Source organism: Methylobacter sp. Wu1, from assembly GCF_036553575.1.
Lineage (GTDB): Bacteria > Pseudomonadota > Gammaproteobacteria > Methylococcales > Methylomonadaceae > Methylobacter.
Genome location: NZ_JAZHOC010000034.1, coordinates 33433 through 55070 on the forward strand (window position 1 = coordinate 33433; position 21638 = coordinate 55070).

Below are 21638 nucleotides of genomic sequence, written 5' to 3' on the forward strand. Positions count from 1 at the left end.
CCCTATAAAACAAGCGTTTAGCTTAATTAAGGCGCTGGCATCCATTTTGCTCATAGTCTGTTGTCATCAACTTCAGCGTCATCATGAAACTCTTTCTCGATTGGTCAGCTTATCAGGACGCCGGCATGGGGGACGCCTATGCCGACATTCCCAGGGCCGGCGGCGACTACGCCAAGGCGATTGCCGTATGCATTGGCAGCCGCGCCTGCGAGCAAGCCGGCAAAGGGATTATGTGCCCCAGTTTTCGCATCAGCGGCAGCCCCGGGCTATCAACCGGCGGCCGAGTCAAATTGCTGAAAGCGGCGCTTAACGGCGAGTTCGGCAGCGCACCGTTCGAGCATGATGAACTGGCCGACGCGATGGACCTGTGCGTCAGCTGCAAAGGCTGCAAGCGCGAATGCGAGAACGAAGTGGATATGGCGCTGATCAAAGCCGAATTTCTGGCCCAGCGGTTCAGCACCGCCGGCATACCGCTGCGCAACCGCCTGTTTGCGGCCGTGCCAAAACTGCTGGCCCGGTTTCCCCGGCTGGGCCGGCTGATGATCAGATGGCGCAACCGCCATAGGATGCTGGCGCAGTGCGGGGATCGATTGCTGGGCATCAGCGCCGAAGTGAAACTGCCGGAACCCGTCGGACAGCCGTTTAACGCGGCATCCGTGCGGGACAAACTGAAAAATGACACCGGCATGCCGGAAGTCGTGCTGTTCGTCGATACCTTCAACCGCCATTTCAATCCGACCGTTGCCGAGGCGGCCGTCTCGGTGCTCACGGCTGCGGGCTACCGGGTTCATTTGCTGGATGAAGATGAGCATGCCGGTGCGGCAAAGCGGCCTTTATGCTGCGGGCGAACCTATTTCGCCAACGGCATGATCGACGAGGCCCGTCAGGAAGCACACCGCTTGCTGCAGGCGCTGACGCCGCATCTTGAAGCGGATCGCTGGATCATCGGCCTGGAGCCATCCTGCATGCTCAGCCTGCGGGATGAATATCTGAGCATGGGCCTTGGCGAGCAGGCCAGGCAATTGGCAGCGAAAGTGTTATTGCTAGAAGAGTTTATCGCCAGGGAACAGGCGGCCAAACGCTGGACCCTGGCGTTCAATGCGCTGGGCAGACAAAAACTGCTGATACATGGCCACTGCCATCAGAAGGCGGTCGGCGCGACCAAGGCGATGCGCAAAGTGCTGAAGCTGATCCCGGAACTGGATAGCGAACAAATTGAATCATCGTGCTGCGGCATGGCGGGGCAATTCGGCCTGGAGTCCGAACATGCCGGTTTCTCGCGCGAAATGGCAGAGCAGGGGCTTTACCCGGCCTTGCGGGCGGAGCCCGATGCGGCGGTTGTCGCCAACGGCTTTTCCTGCCGGCAGCAAATCCTGAACGGCGGCCATGCCAAGCCGCTGCATATTGCCGAGATCCTGTATGCTGCGCTCGGCCGATGACTGCGGGCTATGGCAGTGAACACGCTGCAATGGGCCAACCCCTGGCTGCACCGGCCGCCGTCATTCTGTCAGCGGGTTGAACCGACGCCAGTGGCCTCGCCCTATTTCGTGCATTGCAATGCACAGGCCGCGCGGCTATTGGGACTGAAGGCCGAACAATTAAGCAACGATGCGGCACTGCGCTGTTTTAGCGGCGACGAATTGCTGCCCGGCATGCATCCCGTTGCCACGGTTTACGCCGGGCATCAGTTCGGCATCTTTACCTCGCGGCTGGGCGACGGCCGCGCCATTACCCTGGGCGAGACGCGGGGCGCAAACTGCGAGACTTACGAAATTCAGCTGAAAGGCGCGGGTTTGACGCCTTATTCGCGCACGCTGGACGGCCGCAGCCCGCTTGGCGCCACGATCCGGGAATACCTGGCCGGCGAGGCGCTGGCGGCGCTTGGCATTCCCAGCACGCGCGCGCTCTGCCTGCTGGGCAGCCGCACGGAAATACGCCGGGAACGCAGCGAGACGGCCGCCATTCTGGTCAGAATGGCCAGCTCGCATATCCGTTTCGGTCATTTCGAATACTTCCATCACCGCGATGATGTCGATGACCTGCGGGAATTGTTTCTATTTGTTATCGAACACTATTTCCCTGAATTGCTCGATGAAGCGGCGGAAAAACGGCCGCTGCGGTTTCTGGAAACGGTCATCGAGCGGACGGCCCGCTTGATTGCCGGCTGGCAGAGTGTGGGGTTCGTCCACGGGGTTATGAATACCGATAACATGGCCCTGAGCGGCGAAACGCTGGATCTGGGCCCGTTCGGTTTCATGGAAGCGTATGATCCCGGCTTTTCGCCGAATCCGGCCGACGACCAGAATCGCTATCAGTATGATCAGCAGTCCGACATCGGGCGCTGGAACTGCCTGGCGCTGGCCCAGGCGTTTGTCTCGCTGCTGCCCTCGCCGACCATACCGGCCGGCTTGCTGCGCCTGTACCGGCAAACCTACCAGCAGCATTATCTGCAAGCCATGCGGGCGAAACTGGGACTGCAGACGCAGCATCCCGGCGATGCCGATCTGGTAAGCGGCCTGTTGTCGGCACTGGCCCGTTCCGGCGCCGACTATGCCTGCTTTTTCCGCAGCCTTGCCGGCTTTGAGCCAGGTCGAGGCTCATTAGATTTCCCGACATTTGCCGCCCCGCTGCAAAACTGGCTGGACAGCTATCAGGATCGGCTGAGACTGGAAAAAGCATCTGCGGACCAGCGCTTGGCACGCATGAACCGGGTCAACCCCTGCTATATCCTGCGCAGGCATTTTCTGGATCAGGCCGTACAAAAAGCCGAAAAAGGCGACTTCACTGAATTGGACAGACTGTTGACGCTGCTGCAAAACCCGTATGAGGAGCAGGCGGGCATGGATTTTTACAGCCTGCCACAGCAGAAGGCATCGGCCGCAGGCCGGGTTGTTAAACCCAGCATTGGAGCCGTCCATGCCGGGTTTCCGCTAAAGCTCCAGCCCAGCCTATCAACTATTAAAGAGGCATCAGAAAATGAAATTGCAGATTGAAAGAAATTATGTTGATGCAATGGTGGCGGAATTTCCGGAACTGATGCCGCTTAAGGACCAACTGCGCTTCGGCAACAAGGCGGAAGTGCCTTTTAACCGGCTATCCAGTTCCGAGCTCGGCTATCTTAAGAATCTTTATCAGCAGGCCGGCTCTGACATGCGCAGCCAGGCGGCGATGATCGCCACACTGCAAAAAGCGCTCAATGACGACGGGCAGAAGTATTCGGCCGACGACCTGGAAAGGTTGGTGCCGGCGATTGCCGGTTATCTGGTTGAGGATGCGTTGCGCGGCTGGCTGTTCCGCGTCAGCGCATCCGGCAGAACCACGGCCTATCTGATCACCCGGCTTGACTATACGCCGCCCGGCGAAGAAGAGGCCGGCAGAATACTGATCGAGCTGAAAGCCAACTCGCGCGGCAAAATCGCCATCGAAAACCTGATCATTCGGCAAAAAGACATCGACGGGCAATCAATCAGCGAAATCCTGGCCATGAAGGGCTATCTGAAGGAAACGCCGGAGCTGATCGCGGCCTACGACGAATCCGCGGCGCGTTATTTCGACTGGCGGGCGCGCTACGGCGAACAGTTCTCGGGCAAGGGCACGGGCATCTATGCCGAAGACCCGACCGCCAATCATCGCAGCAACGACTGGACCCGCAAGAATGTCGTCGTGCTGTCTTCCGGCGGCGGCAGCACCCGGCTGGTCAATGATGAAAATATTCTCGGCGATCGCGTGTTAACACTGGATGCGTCCGGGGATATTCTGGGCGGCTTTCTGCGCCGGGCCGGCAAAAGCGCACGCTACGACAGCAAGGTGGAACAGCTGGCGGAAGCTTTCAGGGCGTCCATTCCCAAAGGCCTGTTCACCGAGCTGCCGGTGCACGGCTACATGCTGATGTTCCATCTGGAACTGCATCACCATGTCTGGGTGTATGTCGACAAACTGCAGCCCTACCGCTACCGGCCCGAATTGAAGCAAAAGTTGATCCTGCCGCCCGAGCAGACCGATCTGATCGACATCCTGACCGCTGAGATGGATGTGCTGATGGATGATATCGTCGAAGGCAAATCCGGCGGCACGACGGTACTTTGCGCGGGCCCTGCCGGAGTCGGCAAGACGCTGACCGCCGAGGTTTACTCGGAAATCATCCAGCGCCCGCTGTACCGTGTGCATTCCGGCCAATTGGGCTTGAACGTCGCGGAAATGGAGAAGGCGCTCAAGGACACCCTGATCCGCGCGCAACGCTGGGGCGCCGTGATGCTGATCGACGAAGCCGATGTCTACATCCGCCGCCGCAACGACGATTTGTCTTCGAATGCCGTGGTCGGCGTATTTCTGCGCGTGCTGGAATATTTCAACGGCCTGCTGTTTCTGACCACCAACCGGATCGATGATATCGATGAAGCCATCATTTCCCGCTGCATCGCCCTGATCCGCTATTACCCGCCGCAACGGGCGGACCGGGTCAAAATCTGGCAAGTCATGACCGAGCAGTTCGATCTGGCCGTAGCCCCGGAACTGATCGAAGAACTGGCGGATGCTTTCCCTGATGCGACCGGCCGGGAAATCAAGGGACTGACCAAACTGGCCGCCAAGTTCTGCCAGCAAAAACGGGTGGCGGCGACCCTGGACGTGTTCAAGCGCTGTTCGGTGTTCAGGGGCATGGACAAGCCGGCCAGGCGGGAAGATGTGCGTGCCTGAGCGGTAGAATCAAAAAAGGAATTGTCCCTGCCGGCGTCGGGAAATTTGCCCGATGCCTTTAAGGCGGATTCATCGATACTGTGTCCTTTTAAACAAGGCATAGTATTGATATGAAGTTCACACCCGCAGCATTAATCGCTTTTCTGTTATTTCCCGTAGCGTCCCTGGCCCACGGGCCGACGCCGCAAAAAGCCAAGGAGAGCGTGGTCATCAATGCCCCGGGCGATGCGGTCTGGGCCGCCATCAAGCAATTCGACGGCATCTCGGGCTGGCATCCCGACGTCAAGGAAAGCATCGGCGACGGCAAGCATGAATCCGGCGGCACGCGCACGATCACGCTGCAAAACGGCGGCCAGCTCGTGGAAGAGCTGGATTTCTACAGCGACAAGGATCACGAATACAGCTATCGCCTGAAAACCGAAAACGTGCAGGCGTTCCCGACCAGTTCCTACTCCATCGCGATGCAGTTGACTGCCGGCGAGACGGCCGACAGCAGCGTGGTCACGCTGAAAAGCCGTTTTTACCGCGGCGACACCAGCAACACGCCGCCCGAAAATCTCAGTGACGAAGCGGCCGTCAAGGCCATGAACGCGTTCTTCAAAAACGGCCTGAGCGGCCTTAAGCAAAAGCTGGAAAAGTGAGCTTTTCGGATTCTTCGGCAAGCGCCGGGCGACAGCCAGGCTTTATGCCGCGGCATGGCCCATGGCTCTTGGGATTCGGTTAAAAATAACGTTCCGATTTGCCGATGAATGTAGGGGCGAATTCATTCGCCCTTTGGGCGTTCGGCCCGGAAGGCCTGCGCAGCCATCCGGCCAGGGCTTCAAGCAGGCTGGACCGGGTTGATACAGCCGGCATTTCGAAGCCGCCGGAAGGTTATGCCGTCGCCGGCGGTCAGCAATGCCAGCCGAAACTCGAAAAAGCGTTTCCGGAATAAACGGCCCAGGTATGGTCTCTGAGCAGTTGATAGCCCTTGCCGTGCACTGTCTGTATGTACGAGTGGCCATTGTTCCGATGGCCCAGTTTCTGCCGGATGCTGCTTATGTGCATGTCAATGCTGCGGTCGAAGCGCGCCAGCGGCCGGCCCAGGGCTTTTTCCGATAATTCGTGCTTGCTGACGGTACGGCCGACATTGAGAGCCAATGTTTTCAACAAATCGAATTCGGTACTGGTCAACTCCAGTTCCTTGCCGAACCAGACGGCTTTACGCTTGTCGCTCCATATTTTCAGCGGTCCGGTGTCAATCGGCTCATCCGGCGCCCTTTTATCGACAGCGGCTTCGACGCGGCGCAGAAGGGCTCGGGTGCGCACCGCCAGTTCGCGAGGCGTGCAGGGTTTGCAGAGATAATCGTCGGCTCCATCTTCCAGCAGACCGATTGTACAGTCGGCATCGTAATCCCCGGCGGTGAGCATCAGGATCGGAATTTGGCTTTCCTGGCGGATGCGCACCAGAATCTCACAGCCACTGATGTCGGGCAGTATGGTGTCGAGAATCACCAGGCCGTATTGGCCCGACAGCGCCAACTTCAATCCGCCCAAGCCGTCATGGACGCCCGCCACCTTAAAGCCTTCCCGTTCCAGGCAGTCTTGAAATAGTCCGGCCTGTTCCGCGTCGCCGTCGACGATCAAAATACTTGTCACTGCTTTTACCTCATTACCTATTGCAGCCATTCAGTTTTATGCGGCCATTATAGTACCGCTTGGCGCCGCGAGCCAAAAGCCGGAAAACGGTTGCATTCAAGCTGAAAGCCTTGCGGAAATCCGTCAACCAGGTTCATAAATAGATGTAAATTTTTGTAAAAACAAATGTTTAAGCCAATTGCTCGGCGGTCAAAATGGTATTATGGAACCGGCCAGCGTCAGCCAAGGCAGAGGGCTTACGCAAGCTTTGCATGTGGGGCGACTGAAGCCGCCCCCACATGCACTATTCCTGCCGGCGAGAGATAGGGAAAATGCGTAAGTCCTGAGCAGAAAATTATTAATGCCATTCATTTATGGATTTGTTTAATAACGATACGAACAGAGAATGCTTTATGTCCACAACCGACACCCTTCTAAGAGCTGTGCGGGAAATCGAGCCGATCATCCGGCAGCACGCCCCCGAGGCCGAGCGCGAGCGGAAACTGGCCGCCCCCGTAGCCAAGGCAATGCATCAGGCGGGGCTTTACCGGCTGTGGCGGCCGAAGGCGTTCGGCGGCTTCGAGCTCGACCCGATATCCGGCTTCCGCGTCATCGAGGAAGTCTCGCGCATCGACAGCGCGGCGGGCTGGAACCTGCAAATCTCCGTTGCCCACGATATGTTCGCGTTGTGGTTCAGCGACCAGGGCGCGCGGGAGATTTTCAACTTCGACGCGATTCCGGTCGGCGCCTTCAACCCCGCACGCAAGGCCGTGCCGGTCGCGGGCGGCTACCGCATCTCGGGGCGCACGTCATACGTGAGCGGCGCCCACTATGCCACGGTTTTTATCGGCTTCGCCCACATCCATGACAGGAACAAATTGCGCGTCAATGCCTATGGCATGCCCGAAACACGGCTGATCGCCGTTCCCGCATCCGAGGTTGACATCGTGGACAATTGGCACACGATGGGCATGCGCGGCAGCGGCAGCCATGATGTCGATATACGGGACGTGTTCATCCCCGAGCACTGGGTTGCGCCGTGGGAGCCGTCAGTGAAACCGGGCAGCGCCTATCAGGGGCCGCTGTACCGGCTGACGGTCTGGCCGGCGTTCGCGATCCTCGTCGCGTCGGCGCTCGGCATTGCGCGCGCGGCCATCGATGAAGCCATAGACCTCATCATCAACAAGACACCGGCTTATGGCGCGAAAACGCTCAAGAGCCACGCCGTCGTGCAATCGCAGCTCGCGCAGGCCGAAGCCAAGCTCGGCGCCAGCCGCGCTTTTTTGTTCGGCGCGTTCGAGGAAGCCTGGCAGGAAGCCGTCACCGAAAGACCCATCACCTTGGCGCTGAAAGGCCGCATGCAACTGGCCATGACCCATGCCACGCTCGAATGCGCCAAGGCCGTAAGCCTCATCCACGAGATCGCCGGCGCTTCGGGCATTCGCGAGGAGTATCCGTTCGAGCGGTACTTACGCGATATTCACGTCATCGCGCAGCACGGCTTCACGAACGCGAACAAGCTGGAGTCGGTCGGGCAAATCATGCTCGGGCTCGATCTCGATTGGATGTTCTTACGGTTCTAGGATGAAGCAGGGCCTTGCCCTGAAATCGATCGGGGCGCGGCCAGATGCCCGGCGGGAAGTTCAGGATACGATTTGCCGCCCAGGCAGCCGCTTCCGTGTTATCGCGGTAATTACCGGAAAGCCGGCTTGACTTTAGTTGATAGCGCAACAACCCGTCTCTCTTCGATAAGCAAATGTAAATTATTGTAAAAACAAGCACTTAAAGCTATTGCCTTATGATGAAAATGGTATTATTCGGTTGAGGATGACGTTAGCCAGACCCAAATAATAAAAATTATTAATACCGTTCATTCATGGGTTTATTTATGAGAAAAACAACAATTAAAACCATCGGCATCCTCGGCGCGGGCATTTCCGGCATCGGCGCGGCCAGATTATTGAGCCAGGAGGGCTTCGACTGTGAGGTCTTCGAACAAGGGGAGCGCGTTGGCGGCGTATGGACGGCCGGTTATCATACTTTCGGGCTGCAAACGCCCAAGTCGTTGTACGAAATCCCCGATTACCCGATGCCTGACAGTTACCCGCGCGTTCCCAGCGGCGAGGAGCTGCAAGCCTATTTCGAAAACTATGCCAGAGACACCGGCGTGTACGACAAAATCCGCTTCAAAACCGCCGTTGACCGCCTGGAACAGCAGCAAGACGGCCGGTGGACCTTGCAGGTGACCGACAAAGCTACCGGCAAGTCAATGTGGAAGACATTCGATTTTGTCGTGGTGGCCTCCGGGCTTTATTTCGATCCCTATATCCCTGAATTTCCGGGACAGGAAAAATTCAAAGGCAGGATCATGCATTCGCAGGACTATGCCGGCCCGGCGCTGGTTACCGGACGCAAGGCCGTGGTGGTCGGTTTTGGCAAGAGCGCCCTGGATGTGGCGGGCGAGGCGGCCAAATTCGCCAAGAAGCTTGACCTGATTTACCGCAAGGCCCATTGGCCCGTTCCGATGGACATCCTGGACATCCTGGATACCCGGAGAATTTGCCTGACCCGCTTTTTCAGCGGCTTTCTGCCCCTGTATCAACGCCCCGATCGCTGGTCCAGACTTCTGCACAACGGTTTTCCCTGGCTGGTGTCCGGGTTCTGGCGTTTTTTCGAAGGGCTTGTCAAATTTCAGTTTTCTCTCAAGGTTTGCGATACCGTTCCCGATGAACGCATGGAAATCGATATCTTCAATCTGGACTTTGTGCCGCGCAGGGAGGTTTACGCGCTGATGCGGGAAGGAGGCATCAACAACCGGCGCGCCACGATCAAGGCGTTTACGGAAGACGGCGTGATCCTTGAGAACGGCGAGCACCTCGAATGCGATGTGGTGATTTTCGGGACCGGTTACAAACCCCGGTATGATTTTCTGCCGGACGTGTTCAAAACCGCCCTGGAAGATGACGGCGTTTATCTTTACCGGCATATCGTTCATCCCAAGCTGTCCAATATGGCATTCATCGGCCGGGCGGCGACGTTTTCCAATTCGTTGACCTCGCATCTTGCGGCCGTCTGGCTGGTCAACCTGCTCAAAGGCAAGTTCCAATTGCCCGATCACGCGGCAATGCTGGCGGAAATCGACGCCATAAAAGCCTGGAAGCGCAGCTTCATGCCGGCAATTTCCAGCCGCGCCACGGTAATCAAACTGCACATGTGGAACTATCACGACGAGTTGCTACGGGATGCGGGCATCGATCCCCAGCGCAAGAAGAACTGGTTGTTGGAATGGTTTTCCCATTACCGTCCTGCCGATTATCGGGAAGTTTTAGCCGGAATTGATCCTTCCTAAGGCTTGGGCAGTCAACGACTGCCTCGTGGGAGCGATGCCCTCATCGCGGCTTGCGGCGGTTTTTAGTCGCGATGAGGGCATCGCTCCTACGAGTGCTCAATAACGCGAAATGGATATCGGGAGGTGATTTCGAATCCAATCCTGAGCGCGATACGAGTCGCTGTTGTCGGCCATGCGCAAACACAAGGCGGTGTTTCCGGACATGGCGGTGAATCTGGTGGTCGCCGGGGAAAGCAGCGGCGATCTCGGCGCCATCATGGAGCGGCTGGCCGTCCATTTCGATAAAAAGGCGGCACTGCGCGCGCAGATGATCAACGCCATGATTTATCCGGCCGTCGTGCGCGCCAACGGCCTGTTCATTGTCAGCAGTCTGATCGCTTTCATCACCCTGGTGCTGCCGCTCTATCAGACCCGTATGGGCCGTTTGTGGATCGACCATATCCTGCTGCGCAGCGGCGTGACGGTGTACGACGCGATGAAAATCACGGCCAGCCTGATCGGCAACCGGGTGTATTCGGACAAACTGCAGGAAGCGTCGGTAAAAATTCTGGAGGGCAGGGAGGTTTCCCGCAGCCTCAGTCATCCGAAAATACCGCCGCTGGTGGCGCAGATGATTGCGGTGGGCGAGAGCACCGGCAATCTCGACTATGTGCTGCAGGAGCTGGGCGTTTATTACGAAAAATTGCTGGAGATTGCGATCAAGCGGCTGTCGGCACTGATCGAGCCGGCGATGATTCTGGTGATCGGCAGCATGGTGGGTTTTGTTTATTACGCGCTTTTTCAGGCGTTGTTTTCGCGGGTGTCGGGCGGGCATTAGGTATGTCTGGTGCCCATGCTCCTGCGTGGGAACCCGTACCGGCGCTTGAATTCGGTATGCATTCCCAAGCAGGAGCGTGATAACGAGGCGCTCGGCCAGGCTTTAGGCATGTAGGTCGGGTTAGGCTTTAGCCGTAACCCGACAGTTGCGATTTGGAATCAGGATAAAACGAGTTCAATATCGATCCGTCACAGCCCCAGAACGCGATCCGCGTCGACAAAATCACGCGTCTGAGCGTGACGGTCGAAACCGGCATGCTCGGCTCGATCCGGGGTTTGAGGTGATTCCTGAACAGGCGGAGGATTTTCCGGCGCACAGTGCGAATCAATTCGCACTTACACTTTGCTGATTTATTCCATGCTCATTACTCACTTAAACAACTCGGGAAAAGAACTGTCTATTAGTGCATGCACCGAATTAACCTGATCAATGATTGCATCCTGAGGCTAAGTTCGATTTAACACTATTGCTGGTTCCCGGAGCGATCACCTTGCAGTACATATTTATCCTGTCGGAATGGCTCGCATGACTAGACGAAACGCGCTTTTTATTTCAAATAAAAAAAGCGGCAAAGCAGACAATGAGCTTAGTGGCGCCATCGAGGTGCTTAAAGACTCCGGCATCAGCCTGATCGAACAGGAATCCGAGGACCCTGCCCGGATTAACGACCTGATTCGGCAATACTGCGGCAAAGTCGATACCGTTATCCTTGCCGGCGGTGACGGCACCATGGGTTCCGCGTCGGGGGCGCTCTCGGAATGCGGTCTTGCTCTGGGCATTTTACCGATGGGCACCGCCAATGACCTGGCGCGTACCTTGAAGATTCCGGAATCTGCCGAGTCAGCCGCCGCGGTCATCGCCAGCGGCCGTCTGCATGCCATAGATCTGGGCAAGGTGAACGGTCGCTGGTTTGTCAACGCCGCGCATATCGGGCTGGGCGTCAAAGTAAACCGCGCCCTGACCAAAGACCTTAAATCCCGCTGGGGACGGTTCAGTTATGCAAGAAGCCTGATTGAAACCTTTAACTCGATGCGCCCCTATCGCGCCGATATCGTCTGCGACGGGGAGGGCTTCAGCGTGCGCTCGATTCACATCACCGTTGCCAACGGCCGGTTTTACGGGGGCGGCATGGCTTTATCGAAGGAAGCTTCGGTCGATGATCATAAACTGAGGATTTTCAGCCTGGAACCGCAAAGCTTCTGGCGTTTCCTGAGCCACTCGGTAGTCATTCTGGGCGGCCAGTTGAAAGGCCGCGAGGGTGTCTGGCTGCGCAGCGGCGAGAGCATCAGGATAAATACTTCGAGAAAGATGGATATATGGGCGGACGGGGAATATGTTTCCAAAACGCCCGCTTGTTTTGAGCTGCATCCGAACCGTTTGCAGGTGTACGTGCCGGATGAATATTTTACCTGGGAGGGGCGCAATGCTGAGAACTGAAAAACAGGTTGCCCTTGATACTGTCATCAACTCAGGCCTCAGATCGATCGATCATTACTGCCGGGTCGGGGAGTCCATTCAGGATGAACAGGCCGGAACGCTGCTTGATAAGCTGGCCGTGGAGCGTAAAAGGCTTGTCGATAAGCTGGCGCCAAAGATGTATAAGCTCGGCGATATGCCTTCATCGCCTGACCCCGAAAAACTGGCGGTCGAGGAGATTTTTACCCGGATAAAAGCCGCCTTTTCAGAGGATGAAAAGAATGAACTGTTGGCCAGTCTGGACGAGATCGACTCACAGCTTATGCAGGACATTGACGAGGCTTTCCGTCTGGATTTTGACGAAGAGACGATGGCCATATTGCGGGAACTGCAAGCCTCGGCAGCCGGCGCAAGGAAAAAGCGGGAAAGGATCTGTTGATAATGGCGGGTTCACGCGCCGCGGCCTTTGGCTTTAGATCTGCCAAATGCGATAAGGCGCGCGGGTCAGCAATTATCTATAGCGGCGGTTTCGCTGTAGGCATTGAAAAACTGTCTGGCGGTACGTCCGCTTTTAGACGCGTTTTGATGGGCAAAATCCAGCGCCGCCTTGTGCAGAGCCTCGCGGTCGCCCATGAAATCGGTGAAATGGCTGTCGACAATCTCAAGATAGGTCTGGGTTTGCTGCGGGTAAAAGGCCAGCCGCAAGCCGAACCGGTCGGCGAGCGAGATTTTTTCTTCGATGGCGTCGGAATAATGCACTTCGCCATTCACCAATTGCGTCTCCAGGTTGTCGCGCATATGCTCAGGCAGCAGATGCCGGCGATTCGAAGTCGCGTAAAACAGCACATTGTCCGGCGGCAGTTCGATGGAGCCTTCCAGTACGCTTTTCAGCGGCTTGTAGAGACTGTCGCCGCTTTCGAAAGACAGGTCGTCGCAGTAGATGATGAAACGGTAACCGTGTTCACGGATGTCATCGACGATTTCCGGCAGGTACAAAAGATCCTCCTTGTCCACCTCGATGACGCGCAAGCCTTTGTCTTTATAGTTATTCAGCAAGGCTTTGACCAAGGACGATTTGCCGGTGCCGCGGGCGCCCCAGAGCAGGGCATTATTGGCAGGCTTCCCCGCCAGAAAGCGCTCGGTATTGGCTACCAATTGCTGTTTTTGCGAATCAACCCCCAATAGCTGATCCAGGCGAATCGGGTCTGTCTGCCGGACCGGGCGCAAATAGGCCTGACGCTGGCGCCAGATGGCCGCATAAGTGCTGTTCCAATCGATCATCGGTTTTTTTAGAAGGTTGCTGAGGGTGACTTGGATTGTATGTTATTCAATGCGACAAAGGCAATCAGAGAACCGAGCAGGTAGGCCGGGTTGGAGCTTTAGCGGAAACCCGGCATGGGCGGTTCCGAATGCCAGGTTCGCCAAACCAACCTACTACGCTGGCTTATAGGATGCTGCCGATGCCGTGAGGCGGATCCATCGCGATTGCCGCGCTCAATGTATCCTATCGAGCTGTCGACCCGCGCGAATCAGGGAAACATTGCAACAATAGCGCAAGTAAAGATAGCTTGATTACGCTATATCAAAACATCCAGGCCAAAGCCGTTTTTCATTATCCAGCTTTACCAGCCCTAGTTCTCGCAGAGCGGTTAAATCCCGCTGCCTGGTTTTATCAGTCCGGCTTTCATACAGCGCCATGTACCAAGGCGCTTGCCGTAACTCCGATAACGGAATCGGTCCCGCATTCAAGACCTGGCTGACGATGGCGTACTGCCGAGCGTTAATTGTTTTCTGGTCGTACCGGCGCTTGATCTCTATTTCAAACAGCAAGATGTTAATGAGATTATTGGCTCGGTCATGCAATTTATTCAGGCTGATCAGCATGCCTTGCAGAAAAAATTCCACAAAGGCGGTGTTGGGAAAAGGGCGCTTTTTCATGGCCTGTTTGCGAGACAGATTGAATAGGGCGAAGTATCTGTCTATGTTTTCAAAATAATAATGCGCCAGAGCAAAGGGCGCGTATTTAAAGCCTTCAGCTTGGAGCAGCGTGGCTTCCAGCACGCGGCCGACACGACCATTGCCGTCCCAAAAGGGGTGGATCAATTCATAATATAAGTGCACTAAAGGCGCCCGGATCAGCGCGGGAATCTGCTGGTCCTTCAGTTGCTGGTGCCAGTCCACCAAGGCTTCCGACAGCCTGATAATATCCTTGCCGTATTGCGGCGGTTTATAACGCCCACCATGTGCCGGATCACCGACATAAGTGGTGATTGATTTTGAATTATCGCGCAAAACCCCAGGTTGATTGCGCTCATGAGGTAATTGGTCGGTTATGGCGGCATGCATGGCTTTAATAAATTCCACATCCAACTGCCAGTTGGGATCAGATGCCGCCTGACGGCTTAATTGATAAGCCTGTTTAAGATTGAGGACCCGGCGTTGTTCGATGTCCTGAATTTTCGATGGATCGAGTTCCAGTGCTGATTGTGTTTCGGTCTTACTCAGTGCGCCGCCTTCAATACTGTTGGTGCCGTAAACACTGCTGACGATGACTTCTTTTTCCAAATGATTGGCAATGGGCGACAATGGTGAGGTGTGAAAGCGCTGATGGGCATCATTCACCCGCAATAAAAGCGTTTCCAACGTTTGCATGTTACAGCCTATTTGCAAATCAAACGGCCCGAAACGGTCAGTTTCTATGCGAACTGGATGCTCTTCATATTCCCCAAGGGAAAATATCACAATTTATGTCTCCGGTAATGTCCATTATTTTTTAATAAAAATATTTATAATACAAAATGTTGTATTTATTTTTCATATTTTATGTCTAAAAAATGTCCAGATAGATATTCGTCCTGATTATAATTAGAGGCGGAGAGCGTGTCTATCAACGCGATAAGGTATGTTGGCTTTACAGGATGCTGCCGATGCCGTGAGGCGCATCCATCGCCTCGGAAGATAGCTCGGCATTTATATCGATCCGCTGGTTCGAATCCATCGAATTCGGCCGCAACAGGTACATCAACCCTCACTCCACCTCATGCTCCAAAATCCGCTGCCTGCCGGCCAGCAAGGTCAGTTCGGCGATCGTGGTCACGCCCAGTTTTTCCTTGATGGCCGTGCCGTGGTTGCAGACCGTCTTGTAGCTCAGGCAGAGTTTTTCGGCGGCCTTGTGCGTGTTGTAGCCCCGTGCCAGCAGGCAGAAGACATCGAATTCCCTAGGCGACAGCAGCCTGAGCCTTTCCGATTCGTCATGGCCCGTACCCATCGTGATCGCCAGCTGCTGCGCCAGTTCCGGGTCCACATACGTGCCGCCGCCGGCAATTTTGCAGACCGCCGCCACCAGCGTCTCGGGCATGCTGTTTTTGGTGATATAGCCTCTGGCGCCGGCCTTGATGGCGCGCGAAGCATAGGTCAGCGCGTCATGAATGCTGAACACCAGTATCTTGCAATTCGGCTCCCGGCTGAGCAGCCGCCTGATGGTTTCAAAACCGCCGATGCCCGGCATCGACAGGTCCAGCACCACGATATCCGGCTGATGCTGGCTGAAAAGCTGGCAGGCCGTCTCGCCCCGGTCCGCCTCATAAATTTTCCCGATGGTGTCGGATAATCCCAGATAAGTTTTATAGCCTGCCCGGACGACGGCATGGTCGTCCACCAGTAAGACATCGATCTTGCGTGACACTCGGTTGCTCCCCTACAAATTCACCCATGATGCGTCGTTTTCACGGACAAGACTATGGGAGCTTTTCCTGTTTCACCGGCGCGGGCCAAACAGGGGAAAATTTCACGGGTAATCAAGGCAAATTTCCCGGTCATTTCAGGGCTTATTCCGTAACCCGGCCAGAGCCGCCTCCCGTATCATTTCCGCCCAGCATAGCCTTGCGCGCCGATGAATCACAAGGCGTTACGTTTTGATCAAGAAAGCTGACCGCTGCAAGTTCTCACAAACAAACACCATCGGCGTGCCGGGGCTAGGCCTTATTAATCAGTGCATAAAAATAACCTGGAGGAAGTATGCGGATTACGAAATTTGCTCGTCATGTGGGGACGACAACGGCGTTGATGTCGGGCATCCTGTTGGCGTTGTCGCAACCGGCGCAGGCCAATAAAGAGCTGGACAAGATGTCGCGCCAGAACACCAATTGGGTGATGCAGACCAAGGACTACGGCTCCACACATTACAGCGAGTTGTATGACATCAATATCACCAACGTCAAGAATCTGAAGCCAGCCTGGAGCTTTTCAACCGGCGTGCTGAACGGCCACGAAGGCGGGCCTTTGGTCGTTGACGGCATCATGTATGTTCATACGCCTTATCCGAACAACGTTTTCGCCATCGATCTGAACAATCCCGACAAAATCTTGTGGGAATTCAAGCCCAAGCAGAATCCTGCTGCCCGTGCCGTAGCCTGTTGCGACGTGGTCAACCGCGGTCTGGCTTATGCGCCGCAGGGCAAGGATTACCCGGCCACGATCTTCCTGAATCAGCTTGACGGCCACATCGTCGCGCTGAACGCGAAAACCGGCGAACAGCTGTGGAAAATGGAGAACTCCGATATCGCGATGGGCTCGACACTGACCGTCGCGCCGTTTGTCGCCGAGGACAAGGTCATTGTCGGCACGTCCGGCGCCGAACTGGGCGTCAGGGGCTATGCGACGGCTTATAACATCAAGGATGGCAAGCAGGCCTGGCGCGTTTACGCGACCGGTCCCGATGAAGACATCAAATTGTCGAAAGACTTCAACAAGGCCAACCCGCATTACGGCCAGTTCGGCCTGGGTCTGAAAACCTGGGAAGGCGACGCCTGGAAAATCGGCGGCGGCACCAACTGGGGCTGGTATGCTTATGACCCCGACCTGAGAATGCTCTACTACGGATCAGGCAACCCGGCGCCATGGAACGAAACCATGCGTCCCGGCGACAACAAGTGGACCATGACCATCTGGGGCCGCGACATCGATACCGGGGAAGCGAAATTCGGCTATCAGAAAACGCCTCACGACGAGTGGGATTACGCCGGCGTCAACTACATGGGCCTGTCCGAGCAGATGGTCAACGGCAAAATGACCAAGCTGCTGACCCATCCTGACCGCAACGGCCTGGTTTATACCCTGAACCGTGAAAACGGCGATCTGGTCAACGCCTTCAAAATCGACAACACCGTCAACTGGGTCAAGCACGTGGACCTGAAAACCGGTCTGCCGGTACGTGACCCCGAATATTCGACGCACATGGATCATGAAGCCAAAGGCATCTGTCCTTCGGCGATGGGTTACCACAACCAGGGCATCGAGTCCTACGACCCGACCAAGCAACTGTTCTTCATGGGCGTGAACCACATCTGCATGGACTGGGAACCGTTCATGCTGCCTTACCGCGCAGGCCAGTTCTTCGTCGGCGCTACCTTGAACATGTATCCGGGACCTAAAGGCACGCTGGGCCAGGTCAAGGCCATGAATGCGGTCACCGGCGAATTCGAATGGGAAGTCCAGGAAAAATTCGCGGTCTGGGGCGGCACCACGGCAACGGCGGGCGACCTCGTGTTCTACGGCACGCTGGACGGCTACATCAAGGCGCTCAACTCCAGAACCGGCGAAGAGCTGTGGAAATTCAAGCTGCCTTCCGGCGTGATCGGCCATCCGATTACCTATAAACACGACGGCAAGCAGTATGTCGCGATTTACTACGGCGTAGGCGGCTGGCCCGGCGTCGGTCTGGTATTCGACCTGCAAGACCCGACAGCCGGTCTCGGCGCGGTCGGTGCGTTCAAGGAACTGGCGCACTATACCCAGATGGGCGGCGGCGTTATGGTGTTCTCGCTTTAAGTATCTGAAAACGTAGGGCGGGCGGATGTTTTTCGCCCGCCATTACCACGAGGACAATATGTCATTTAAAGTAACTATCTTAACTGCACTATCTTTGGCGCTGGGTGTTGCGGCATCCGGCGCTTTCGCTCAGGAACCGTTGAAAGTCTGCGCCGCGGAAGACGAAATGCCGTACTCCAATAAAAAAGGGGAGGGCTTCGAGAACAAGCTGGCGCAGCTGGTCGGCGAGGAACTGGGCCGGAAAGTCGAATACGTGACCTGGACCGATCCGCGCTTCTACTTGCGCGATTACCTGGACAAAGGGCTTTGCGACGTTTCCATCGGCATGGATACCGGCGATCCGAGAGTTCTGACCACGCGGCCTTATTACCGGTCCGGCTATGTGTTCATCACGCGCCAGAACGACAATCTGGATTTGCAGAACTGGAACAGCGAAGTCCTGCGCAAGGCTGAGCGCATCGCCTATGTGCCGGGTTCGCCGGCCGAGGTCATGATGCGCGCCATCGGTCGCTACAACGACATGTTCAATTACGAGCAGGAACTGGTGGGCTACAAGTCCCGGCGCAACCAGTACGTCAAGTACGACAACGCCAAACTGGTTTCCGAGGTGGCAGCGGGGCGCGCCGAAGTCGCCGTGGTGTGGGGGCCTGCCAGCGCACGGTATGTCAAGGAATCGGCAGCACCGCTCAAGGTGACGGTGATCCCTGACAACAATACGCGCGCCGACGGCGAGAAGGTGGGCTTTCACTACAGCACTTCCATGGGCGTGCGCAAAGGCGACGAGGCCCTGCTGGCGCAGTTGAATCAGGTCATCGAAAAACGACAACAGGATATAAAGCAGATTCTGGAAGCAGAGGGGATTCCCCTGCTGCCCGAACAGGAGCCCGCTTTAGCCATGAAGAAACAGGATTAACAAAAAAATGAAATGTAACTATTTAACAGCCGCCGCGTTCGCGACCCTGGCTTTGTCGAGTTCCATCGCGCAGGCGGACATCACGCTGCACCATGCCATCACCGGCGAAGTGCTGGACATGAGCGTCGCCAAGTCCGGCGGACACACGGATGCGTTCAAACAGTTCATGCAGACCGGCAAAAACCCTTATAACGGCGATAAGGAAGCGGTCGAGAAGGGTAAAAGCCTTTACATGACGGGCTGCTCCGGCTGCCACGGCCATGAAGCGGAAGGCAAGCTGGGACCGGGCCTGGCCGACGACTACTGGACCTATCCGGCCAATGCCACCGACAAGGGGTTGTTCGAACTGCTGTTCGGCGGCGCCAACGGCATGATGGGACCGCAATACGTCAACTTCAGCACCGATGAGATGCTGCATATCATGGCCTTTATACGGGATATCTACAAAGGTGACCCGAAAAAGGTCAAATGGTTGAAAGACTGACGTTACGGTATTTCAGTTTTATATCCCGGTTGCCGTACCGTGGCACCGTAGCTTTTAACCAGGGTAGGCTGGGTTGATAAACCCAGCATTCGGAGCCTCCTATGCCGGGTTTCCGCTAAAGCTCCAACCCAGCCTGCATGCTCTTCAGCGCTACGGTGCGCCGGAAAAACCTGAAAGATATGCAACACATACGCTAAGCACAAAATAACGAGGACACGACAATGAAAAAATTACTTTTACTCGGCTTCGCAAGTCTGATGGCCACGCTGTCATTTTCCGCATCAGCCTATGACGGCACCAACTGCAAGGAACCCGGCGTATGCTGGGAACCCAAACCGGGCTATCCGGAAAAGGTCGCGGGCAGCAAGTACGACCCGAAACACGATCCCAACGAACTGAATAAACAAGCGCAGTCCATCAAGGAAATGGAAGCCCGAAATGAAAAGCGCTGGGAGCATTTGAGCAAAACTGGCAAGTTTGTTTATGACGTAGAGGAAATCAATTAAGGATTTCCATAGGGACAGGCATGGCCCCCGCATGTTTGTCCCGCACCGAAGTTTGAGATGGCAGGCGTCGTCTCAGGCTTTACTCCTCATGCGTTTTTAGACTGAAGAATATGGTGGAGAGTAACTTCCCCGAATTTTGGCAAGTGCACCTGTAGGGGCGATTTTAATCGCCCAGGGCGAATGAATTCGCCCCTACATAAGCGCTGATTTTAGCCAAGGACGTAAATCATGCTGACTCCGTTAAGACCTCCCCTTAACGGAGCTTTTTTATAGCCGAATATGACAGACAACCAGCTCAACGACTGGCGCGCCAAGGCGCTGCAGTTCGAACAACAGATCAACGGGATTGTGATCGGCCAGCCCTCCGTGGTCCGCAATATCGTCCTCGCCGTGTTCGCGCGCGGCCATGTATTGCTGGAAGGCCAGGTCGGCGTCGGCAAGACGACGCTGCTGCGCGCCATTGCCCATGGCCTGGGCGGCGAATACCAGCGCGTCGAGGGCACGATCGATCTGATGCCCGCCGATCTCGTCTACTACACCTACCTGGACGAAGCCGGCAAGCCGCGCGTCGATCCGGGCCCCCTGCTGAAGCAGGGCAGCCGGCTGGCGACTTTCTTTTTCAACGAAATCAACCGCGCCCGCCCGCAAGTACATTCGCTGCTGTTGCGTGCCATGGCCGAGCGCAGCATCAATGCTTTCAACCGCGATTACGAATTCCCGCACATGCAGGTGTTCGCCGACAGGAACCGCGTGGAGAAAGAAGAAACCTTCGAACTGCCGGCCGCCGCAAAAGACCGTTTCATGTTTGAAATCGGCATGGCGACGCCGACGGATGATGCCGTACTGGACGAACTGATGTTCAACCAGCGCTTCCATGACGTCGACCGGCTGATCGCCGGCATGGAAACCGGCGGCATTGCTTATTACGAACTCAACGATCTGGCGGTCATGCTGCAAGAGAGCATACAAGGCACGCCGAAACTGCGCGCCTATGCCCTGGCGTTGTGGAAAGCCTCGCATTATCCGCAGGACTACGGGATCGAGCTGGCCGATGTGGACATGAGCGCGCTGCTGCAGGCCGGCGCCAGTCCGCGCGGCATGAGTTATTTCATCCGCGCCGCCAAGGTCCGTGCCTGGCTGGAAGGCCGCAATGCCTTGCTGCCCGAAGACCTGCAGGCGGTTTATCAGGTCACGATGGCGCATCGCATCTTTTTGAGCCCGATGTACGCCTACCGAAAGGATGAACTGATGCCCGAACTAATCAACGGCATTCTTAACCAGATTGCCGCACCATGACCTGTAGGGTCGAATTCACTTGTGCCCTTTGGGTATTCGACCCGACGCCGCAACAGCGATATTTATCCAGGTGAGCAACCCATGAGCGCTAAAAAATACTTTGATTTAATCAAACCCAAAACGGAACCCGGCGATTTGACCGAACAGTACCTGACCTGGGCCGGCGTCAGTTTTATCTGCTTTTTTATTGCCGACGGCTTTGACCATCTGGCGGAAGCGTCCTACGCGGCCTATTACACGGGCGCCATCAACGAGGCCGTCAGCACCCGGTTCTGGGTATTGCTGGGCGTCACCGGCCTGCTGCTGTTCTGCATGGCGCTGCCTGCCGTTTTCCTGGCTCGCCGGCTGCCCGCGCTCGTTCAGGTTTCTTATTACTTGCGCCGCATCACCCAGGCCTTCTGCCTGATCGCGTTCAAGATCGGCGCCCTGATTGTCGGCATATGGGCCGCGCATTGGCTGCACTTCAGCGACAAGGACCACATGCTCGCCTCGAAATCGCTGCTGATCGACGATATCGGCTTTTTCTCCATACTCGGGCTCGGTGCATTGAATACACTGTACTGGCTGGTCGGCGAGGGGATTTACAACCGCGACGACCGGAGCTATTCGGGGCTGGTCGGACTGATCCTGGATTGGCCCGTCAAGTACAGCCTGCCCGCCTACACCGTCTTCACCGGCGCCGTCATGTATCTGATAGCGAGCCAGCAGTAAACGCC

The 21638-nt window shown here is 56.2% G+C and carries 21 protein-coding genes; 15 read left to right on the forward strand and 6 right to left on the reverse strand.

Going from position 1 to position 21638, the window contains the following annotated elements; translation table 11 throughout:
* Window positions 1–83: 83 nt before the first annotated feature.
* The 4 genes from V2P20_RS03985 (at window position 84) to V2P20_RS04000 (ending at window position 5336) form a co-directional block, all read left to right on the forward strand.
* Window positions 84–1439 (forward strand): heterodisulfide reductase-related iron-sulfur binding cluster, encoded by a 1356-nt coding sequence (locus V2P20_RS03985; protein ID WP_331816338.1) that lies wholly within the window; start codon window positions 84–86, stop codon window positions 1437–1439.
* 9 nt (window positions 1440–1448) lie between these two features.
* Window positions 1449–2993, forward strand: coding sequence for a protein adenylyltransferase SelO family protein (locus tag V2P20_RS03990; RefSeq protein ID WP_331816340.1), 1545 nt, complete (start codon window positions 1449–1451; stop codon window positions 2991–2993).
* Window positions 2977–4695, forward strand: coding sequence for an ATP-binding protein (locus tag V2P20_RS03995; RefSeq protein WP_331816342.1), 1719 nt, complete (start codon window positions 2977–2979; stop codon window positions 4693–4695). Before V2P20_RS03990 ends, V2P20_RS03995 begins: the two co-directional genes overlap by 17 nt.
* Window positions 4696–4805: 110 nt before the next feature.
* Window positions 4806–5336, forward strand: a complete 531-nt coding sequence (locus V2P20_RS04000; protein ID WP_331816344.1) for an SRPBCC family protein — start codon at window positions 4806–4808, stop codon at window positions 5334–5336.
* Window positions 5337–5415: 79 nt separating this feature from the next.
* Here the strand turns inward: V2P20_RS04000 and V2P20_RS04005 are convergent, their stop codons facing one another.
* Both V2P20_RS04005 and V2P20_RS04010 read right to left on the reverse strand, forming a co-directional pair.
* Window positions 5416–5550, reverse strand: a complete 135-nt coding sequence (locus V2P20_RS04005; RefSeq protein ID WP_331816345.1) for a hypothetical protein — start codon at window positions 5548–5550, stop codon at window positions 5416–5418.
* A gap of 36 nt (window positions 5551–5586) precedes the next feature.
* Window positions 5587–6333, reverse strand: a complete 747-nt coding sequence (locus V2P20_RS04010; RefSeq protein ID WP_331816346.1) for a response regulator transcription factor — start codon at window positions 6331–6333, stop codon at window positions 5587–5589.
* Between the two features lie 392 nt (window positions 6334–6725).
* Between V2P20_RS04010 and V2P20_RS04015 the strand changes: the two genes are divergently transcribed.
* From V2P20_RS04015 to V2P20_RS04025, 3 genes are all read left to right on the forward strand, one after another.
* On the forward strand, window positions 6726–7895 hold the full coding sequence (locus V2P20_RS04015; protein WP_331816348.1) for an acyl-CoA dehydrogenase family protein: 1170 nt from the start codon (window positions 6726–6728) through the stop codon (window positions 7893–7895).
* A 305-nt stretch (window positions 7896–8200) separates the two neighbouring features.
* Window positions 8201–9661: an NAD(P)/FAD-dependent oxidoreductase gene (locus V2P20_RS04020; protein ID WP_331816350.1), complete on the forward strand. Its 1461-nt coding sequence runs from the start codon at window positions 8201–8203 to the stop codon at window positions 9659–9661.
* A gap of 163 nt (window positions 9662–9824) precedes the next feature.
* Window positions 9825–10478, forward strand: coding sequence for a type II secretion system F family protein (locus V2P20_RS04025; protein ID WP_331816352.1), 654 nt, complete (start codon window positions 9825–9827; stop codon window positions 10476–10478).
* Between the two features lie 188 nt (window positions 10479–10666).
* Here the strand turns inward: V2P20_RS04025 and V2P20_RS04030 are convergent, their stop codons facing one another.
* Window positions 10667–10813, reverse strand: a complete 147-nt coding sequence (locus V2P20_RS04030; RefSeq protein ID WP_331816354.1) for a hypothetical protein — start codon at window positions 10811–10813, stop codon at window positions 10667–10669.
* A 190-nt stretch (window positions 10814–11003) separates the two neighbouring features.
* Here V2P20_RS04030 and V2P20_RS04035 point away from each other — a divergent pair, with 190 nt between their 5' ends.
* On the forward strand, window positions 11004–11915 hold the full coding sequence (locus V2P20_RS04035; protein WP_331816356.1) for a lipid kinase: 912 nt from the start codon (window positions 11004–11006) through the stop codon (window positions 11913–11915).
* The gene (locus V2P20_RS04040; RefSeq protein ID WP_331816358.1) at window positions 11902–12333 is read left to right on the forward strand and encodes a DUF2383 domain-containing protein; all 432 of its coding nucleotides are present in this window, start codon (window positions 11902–11904) and stop codon (window positions 12331–12333) included. Before V2P20_RS04035 ends, V2P20_RS04040 begins: the two co-directional genes overlap by 14 nt.
* Window positions 12334–12398: 65 nt before the next feature.
* On the opposite strand, the gene V2P20_RS04045 is transcribed toward V2P20_RS04040, so the two are convergent.
* The 3 genes from V2P20_RS04045 to V2P20_RS04055 all read right to left on the reverse strand — a co-directional run bounded on the left by V2P20_RS04045 (window position 12399) and on the right by V2P20_RS04055 (window position 15579).
* Entirely contained in the window at window positions 12399–13175 is a 777-nt protein-coding gene (locus tag V2P20_RS04045; protein ID WP_331816360.1) for an ATP-binding protein, read from the reverse strand.
* 291 nt (window positions 13176–13466) lie between these two features.
* Window positions 13467–14546 carry a Fic family protein gene (locus V2P20_RS04050; protein ID WP_331816362.1) on the reverse strand — a complete coding sequence of 360 codons (1080 nt, stop codon included), beginning with the start codon at window positions 14544–14546 and terminating at the stop codon, window positions 13467–13469.
* Between the two features lie 376 nt (window positions 14547–14922).
* On the reverse strand, window positions 14923–15579 hold the full coding sequence (locus V2P20_RS04055; protein WP_331816364.1) for a response regulator transcription factor: 657 nt from the start codon (window positions 15577–15579) through the stop codon (window positions 14923–14925).
* A gap of 332 nt (window positions 15580–15911) precedes the next feature.
* On the opposite strand from V2P20_RS04055, the gene V2P20_RS04060 reads away from it, so the two are divergent.
* The 6 genes from V2P20_RS04060 to V2P20_RS04085 all read left to right on the forward strand — a co-directional run bounded on the left by V2P20_RS04060 (window position 15912) and on the right by V2P20_RS04085 (window position 21633).
* The gene (locus V2P20_RS04060) at window positions 15912–17723 is read left to right on the forward strand and encodes a methanol/ethanol family PQQ-dependent dehydrogenase (RefSeq protein WP_331816366.1); all 1812 of its coding nucleotides are present in this window, start codon (window positions 15912–15914) and stop codon (window positions 17721–17723) included.
* A 58-nt stretch (window positions 17724–17781) separates the two neighbouring features.
* Window positions 17782–18636, forward strand: coding sequence for a methanol oxidation system protein MoxJ (gene moxJ / locus V2P20_RS04065; protein WP_331816368.1), 855 nt, complete (start codon window positions 17782–17784; stop codon window positions 18634–18636).
* A 7-nt stretch (window positions 18637–18643) separates the two neighbouring features.
* Window positions 18644–19120, forward strand: coding sequence for a cytochrome c(L), periplasmic (gene moxG / locus V2P20_RS04070; RefSeq protein WP_331816370.1), 477 nt, complete (start codon window positions 18644–18646; stop codon window positions 19118–19120).
* Between the two features lie 221 nt (window positions 19121–19341).
* A complete protein-coding gene (locus V2P20_RS04075) occupies window positions 19342–19626 on the forward strand; it encodes a methanol dehydrogenase [cytochrome c] subunit (protein WP_027158517.1) in 285 nt (94 codons plus the stop codon).
* A gap of 279 nt (window positions 19627–19905) precedes the next feature.
* Complete coding sequence (locus V2P20_RS04080; RefSeq protein ID WP_331816374.1) at window positions 19906–20922, forward strand: MoxR family ATPase; 1017 nt, start codon at window positions 19906–19908, stop codon at window positions 20920–20922.
* Between the two features lie 81 nt (window positions 20923–21003).
* Window positions 21004–21633: an MxaP protein gene (locus tag V2P20_RS04085; protein ID WP_331816376.1), complete on the forward strand. Its 630-nt coding sequence runs from the start codon at window positions 21004–21006 to the stop codon at window positions 21631–21633.
* The last annotated feature ends 5 nt before the right edge of the window (window positions 21634–21638 follow it).

Bases quoted from the DNA above. Each gene is read 5' to 3' on its own strand.
- V2P20_RS03985 (WP_331816338.1), top strand. From the start codon at position 84: ATGAAACTCTTTCTCGATTGGTCAGCTTATCAGGACGCCGGCATGGGG.
- V2P20_RS03990 (WP_331816340.1), top strand. From the start codon at position 1,449: ATGGCAGTGAACACGCTGCAATGGGCCAACCCCTGGCTGCACCGGCCG.
- V2P20_RS03995 (WP_331816342.1), top strand. From the start codon at position 2,977: ATGAAATTGCAGATTGAAAGAAATTATGTTGATGCAATGGTGGCGGAA.
- V2P20_RS04000 (WP_331816344.1), top strand. From the start codon at position 4,806: ATGAAGTTCACACCCGCAGCATTAATCGCTTTTCTGTTATTTCCCGTA.
- V2P20_RS04005 (WP_331816345.1), bottom strand. From the start codon at position 5,550: ATGCCGGCTGTATCAACCCGGTCCAGCCTGCTTGAAGCCCTGGCCGGA.
- V2P20_RS04015 (WP_331816348.1), top strand. From the start codon at position 6,726: ATGTCCACAACCGACACCCTTCTAAGAGCTGTGCGGGAAATCGAGCCG.
- V2P20_RS04020 (WP_331816350.1), top strand. From the start codon at position 8,201: ATGAGAAAAACAACAATTAAAACCATCGGCATCCTCGGCGCGGGCATT.
- V2P20_RS04035 (WP_331816356.1), top strand. From the start codon at position 11,004: ATGACTAGACGAAACGCGCTTTTTATTTCAAATAAAAAAAGCGGCAAA.
- V2P20_RS04040 (WP_331816358.1), top strand. From the start codon at position 11,902: ATGCTGAGAACTGAAAAACAGGTTGCCCTTGATACTGTCATCAACTCA.
- V2P20_RS04045 (WP_331816360.1), bottom strand. From the start codon at position 13,175: ATGATCGATTGGAACAGCACTTATGCGGCCATCTGGCGCCAGCGTCAG.
- V2P20_RS04050 (WP_331816362.1), bottom strand. From the start codon at position 14,546: ATGCAAACGTTGGAAACGCTTTTATTGCGGGTGAATGATGCCCATCAG.
- V2P20_RS04060 (WP_331816366.1), top strand. From the start codon at position 15,912: ATGCGGATTACGAAATTTGCTCGTCATGTGGGGACGACAACGGCGTTG.
- moxJ (WP_331816368.1), top strand. From the start codon at position 17,782: ATGTCATTTAAAGTAACTATCTTAACTGCACTATCTTTGGCGCTGGGT.
- moxG (WP_331816370.1), top strand. From the start codon at position 18,644: ATGAAATGTAACTATTTAACAGCCGCCGCGTTCGCGACCCTGGCTTTG.
- V2P20_RS04075 (WP_027158517.1), top strand. From the start codon at position 19,342: ATGAAAAAATTACTTTTACTCGGCTTCGCAAGTCTGATGGCCACGCTG.
- V2P20_RS04080 (WP_331816374.1), top strand. From the start codon at position 19,906: ATGACAGACAACCAGCTCAACGACTGGCGCGCCAAGGCGCTGCAGTTC.
- V2P20_RS04085 (WP_331816376.1), top strand. From the start codon at position 21,004: ATGAGCGCTAAAAAATACTTTGATTTAATCAAACCCAAAACGGAACCC.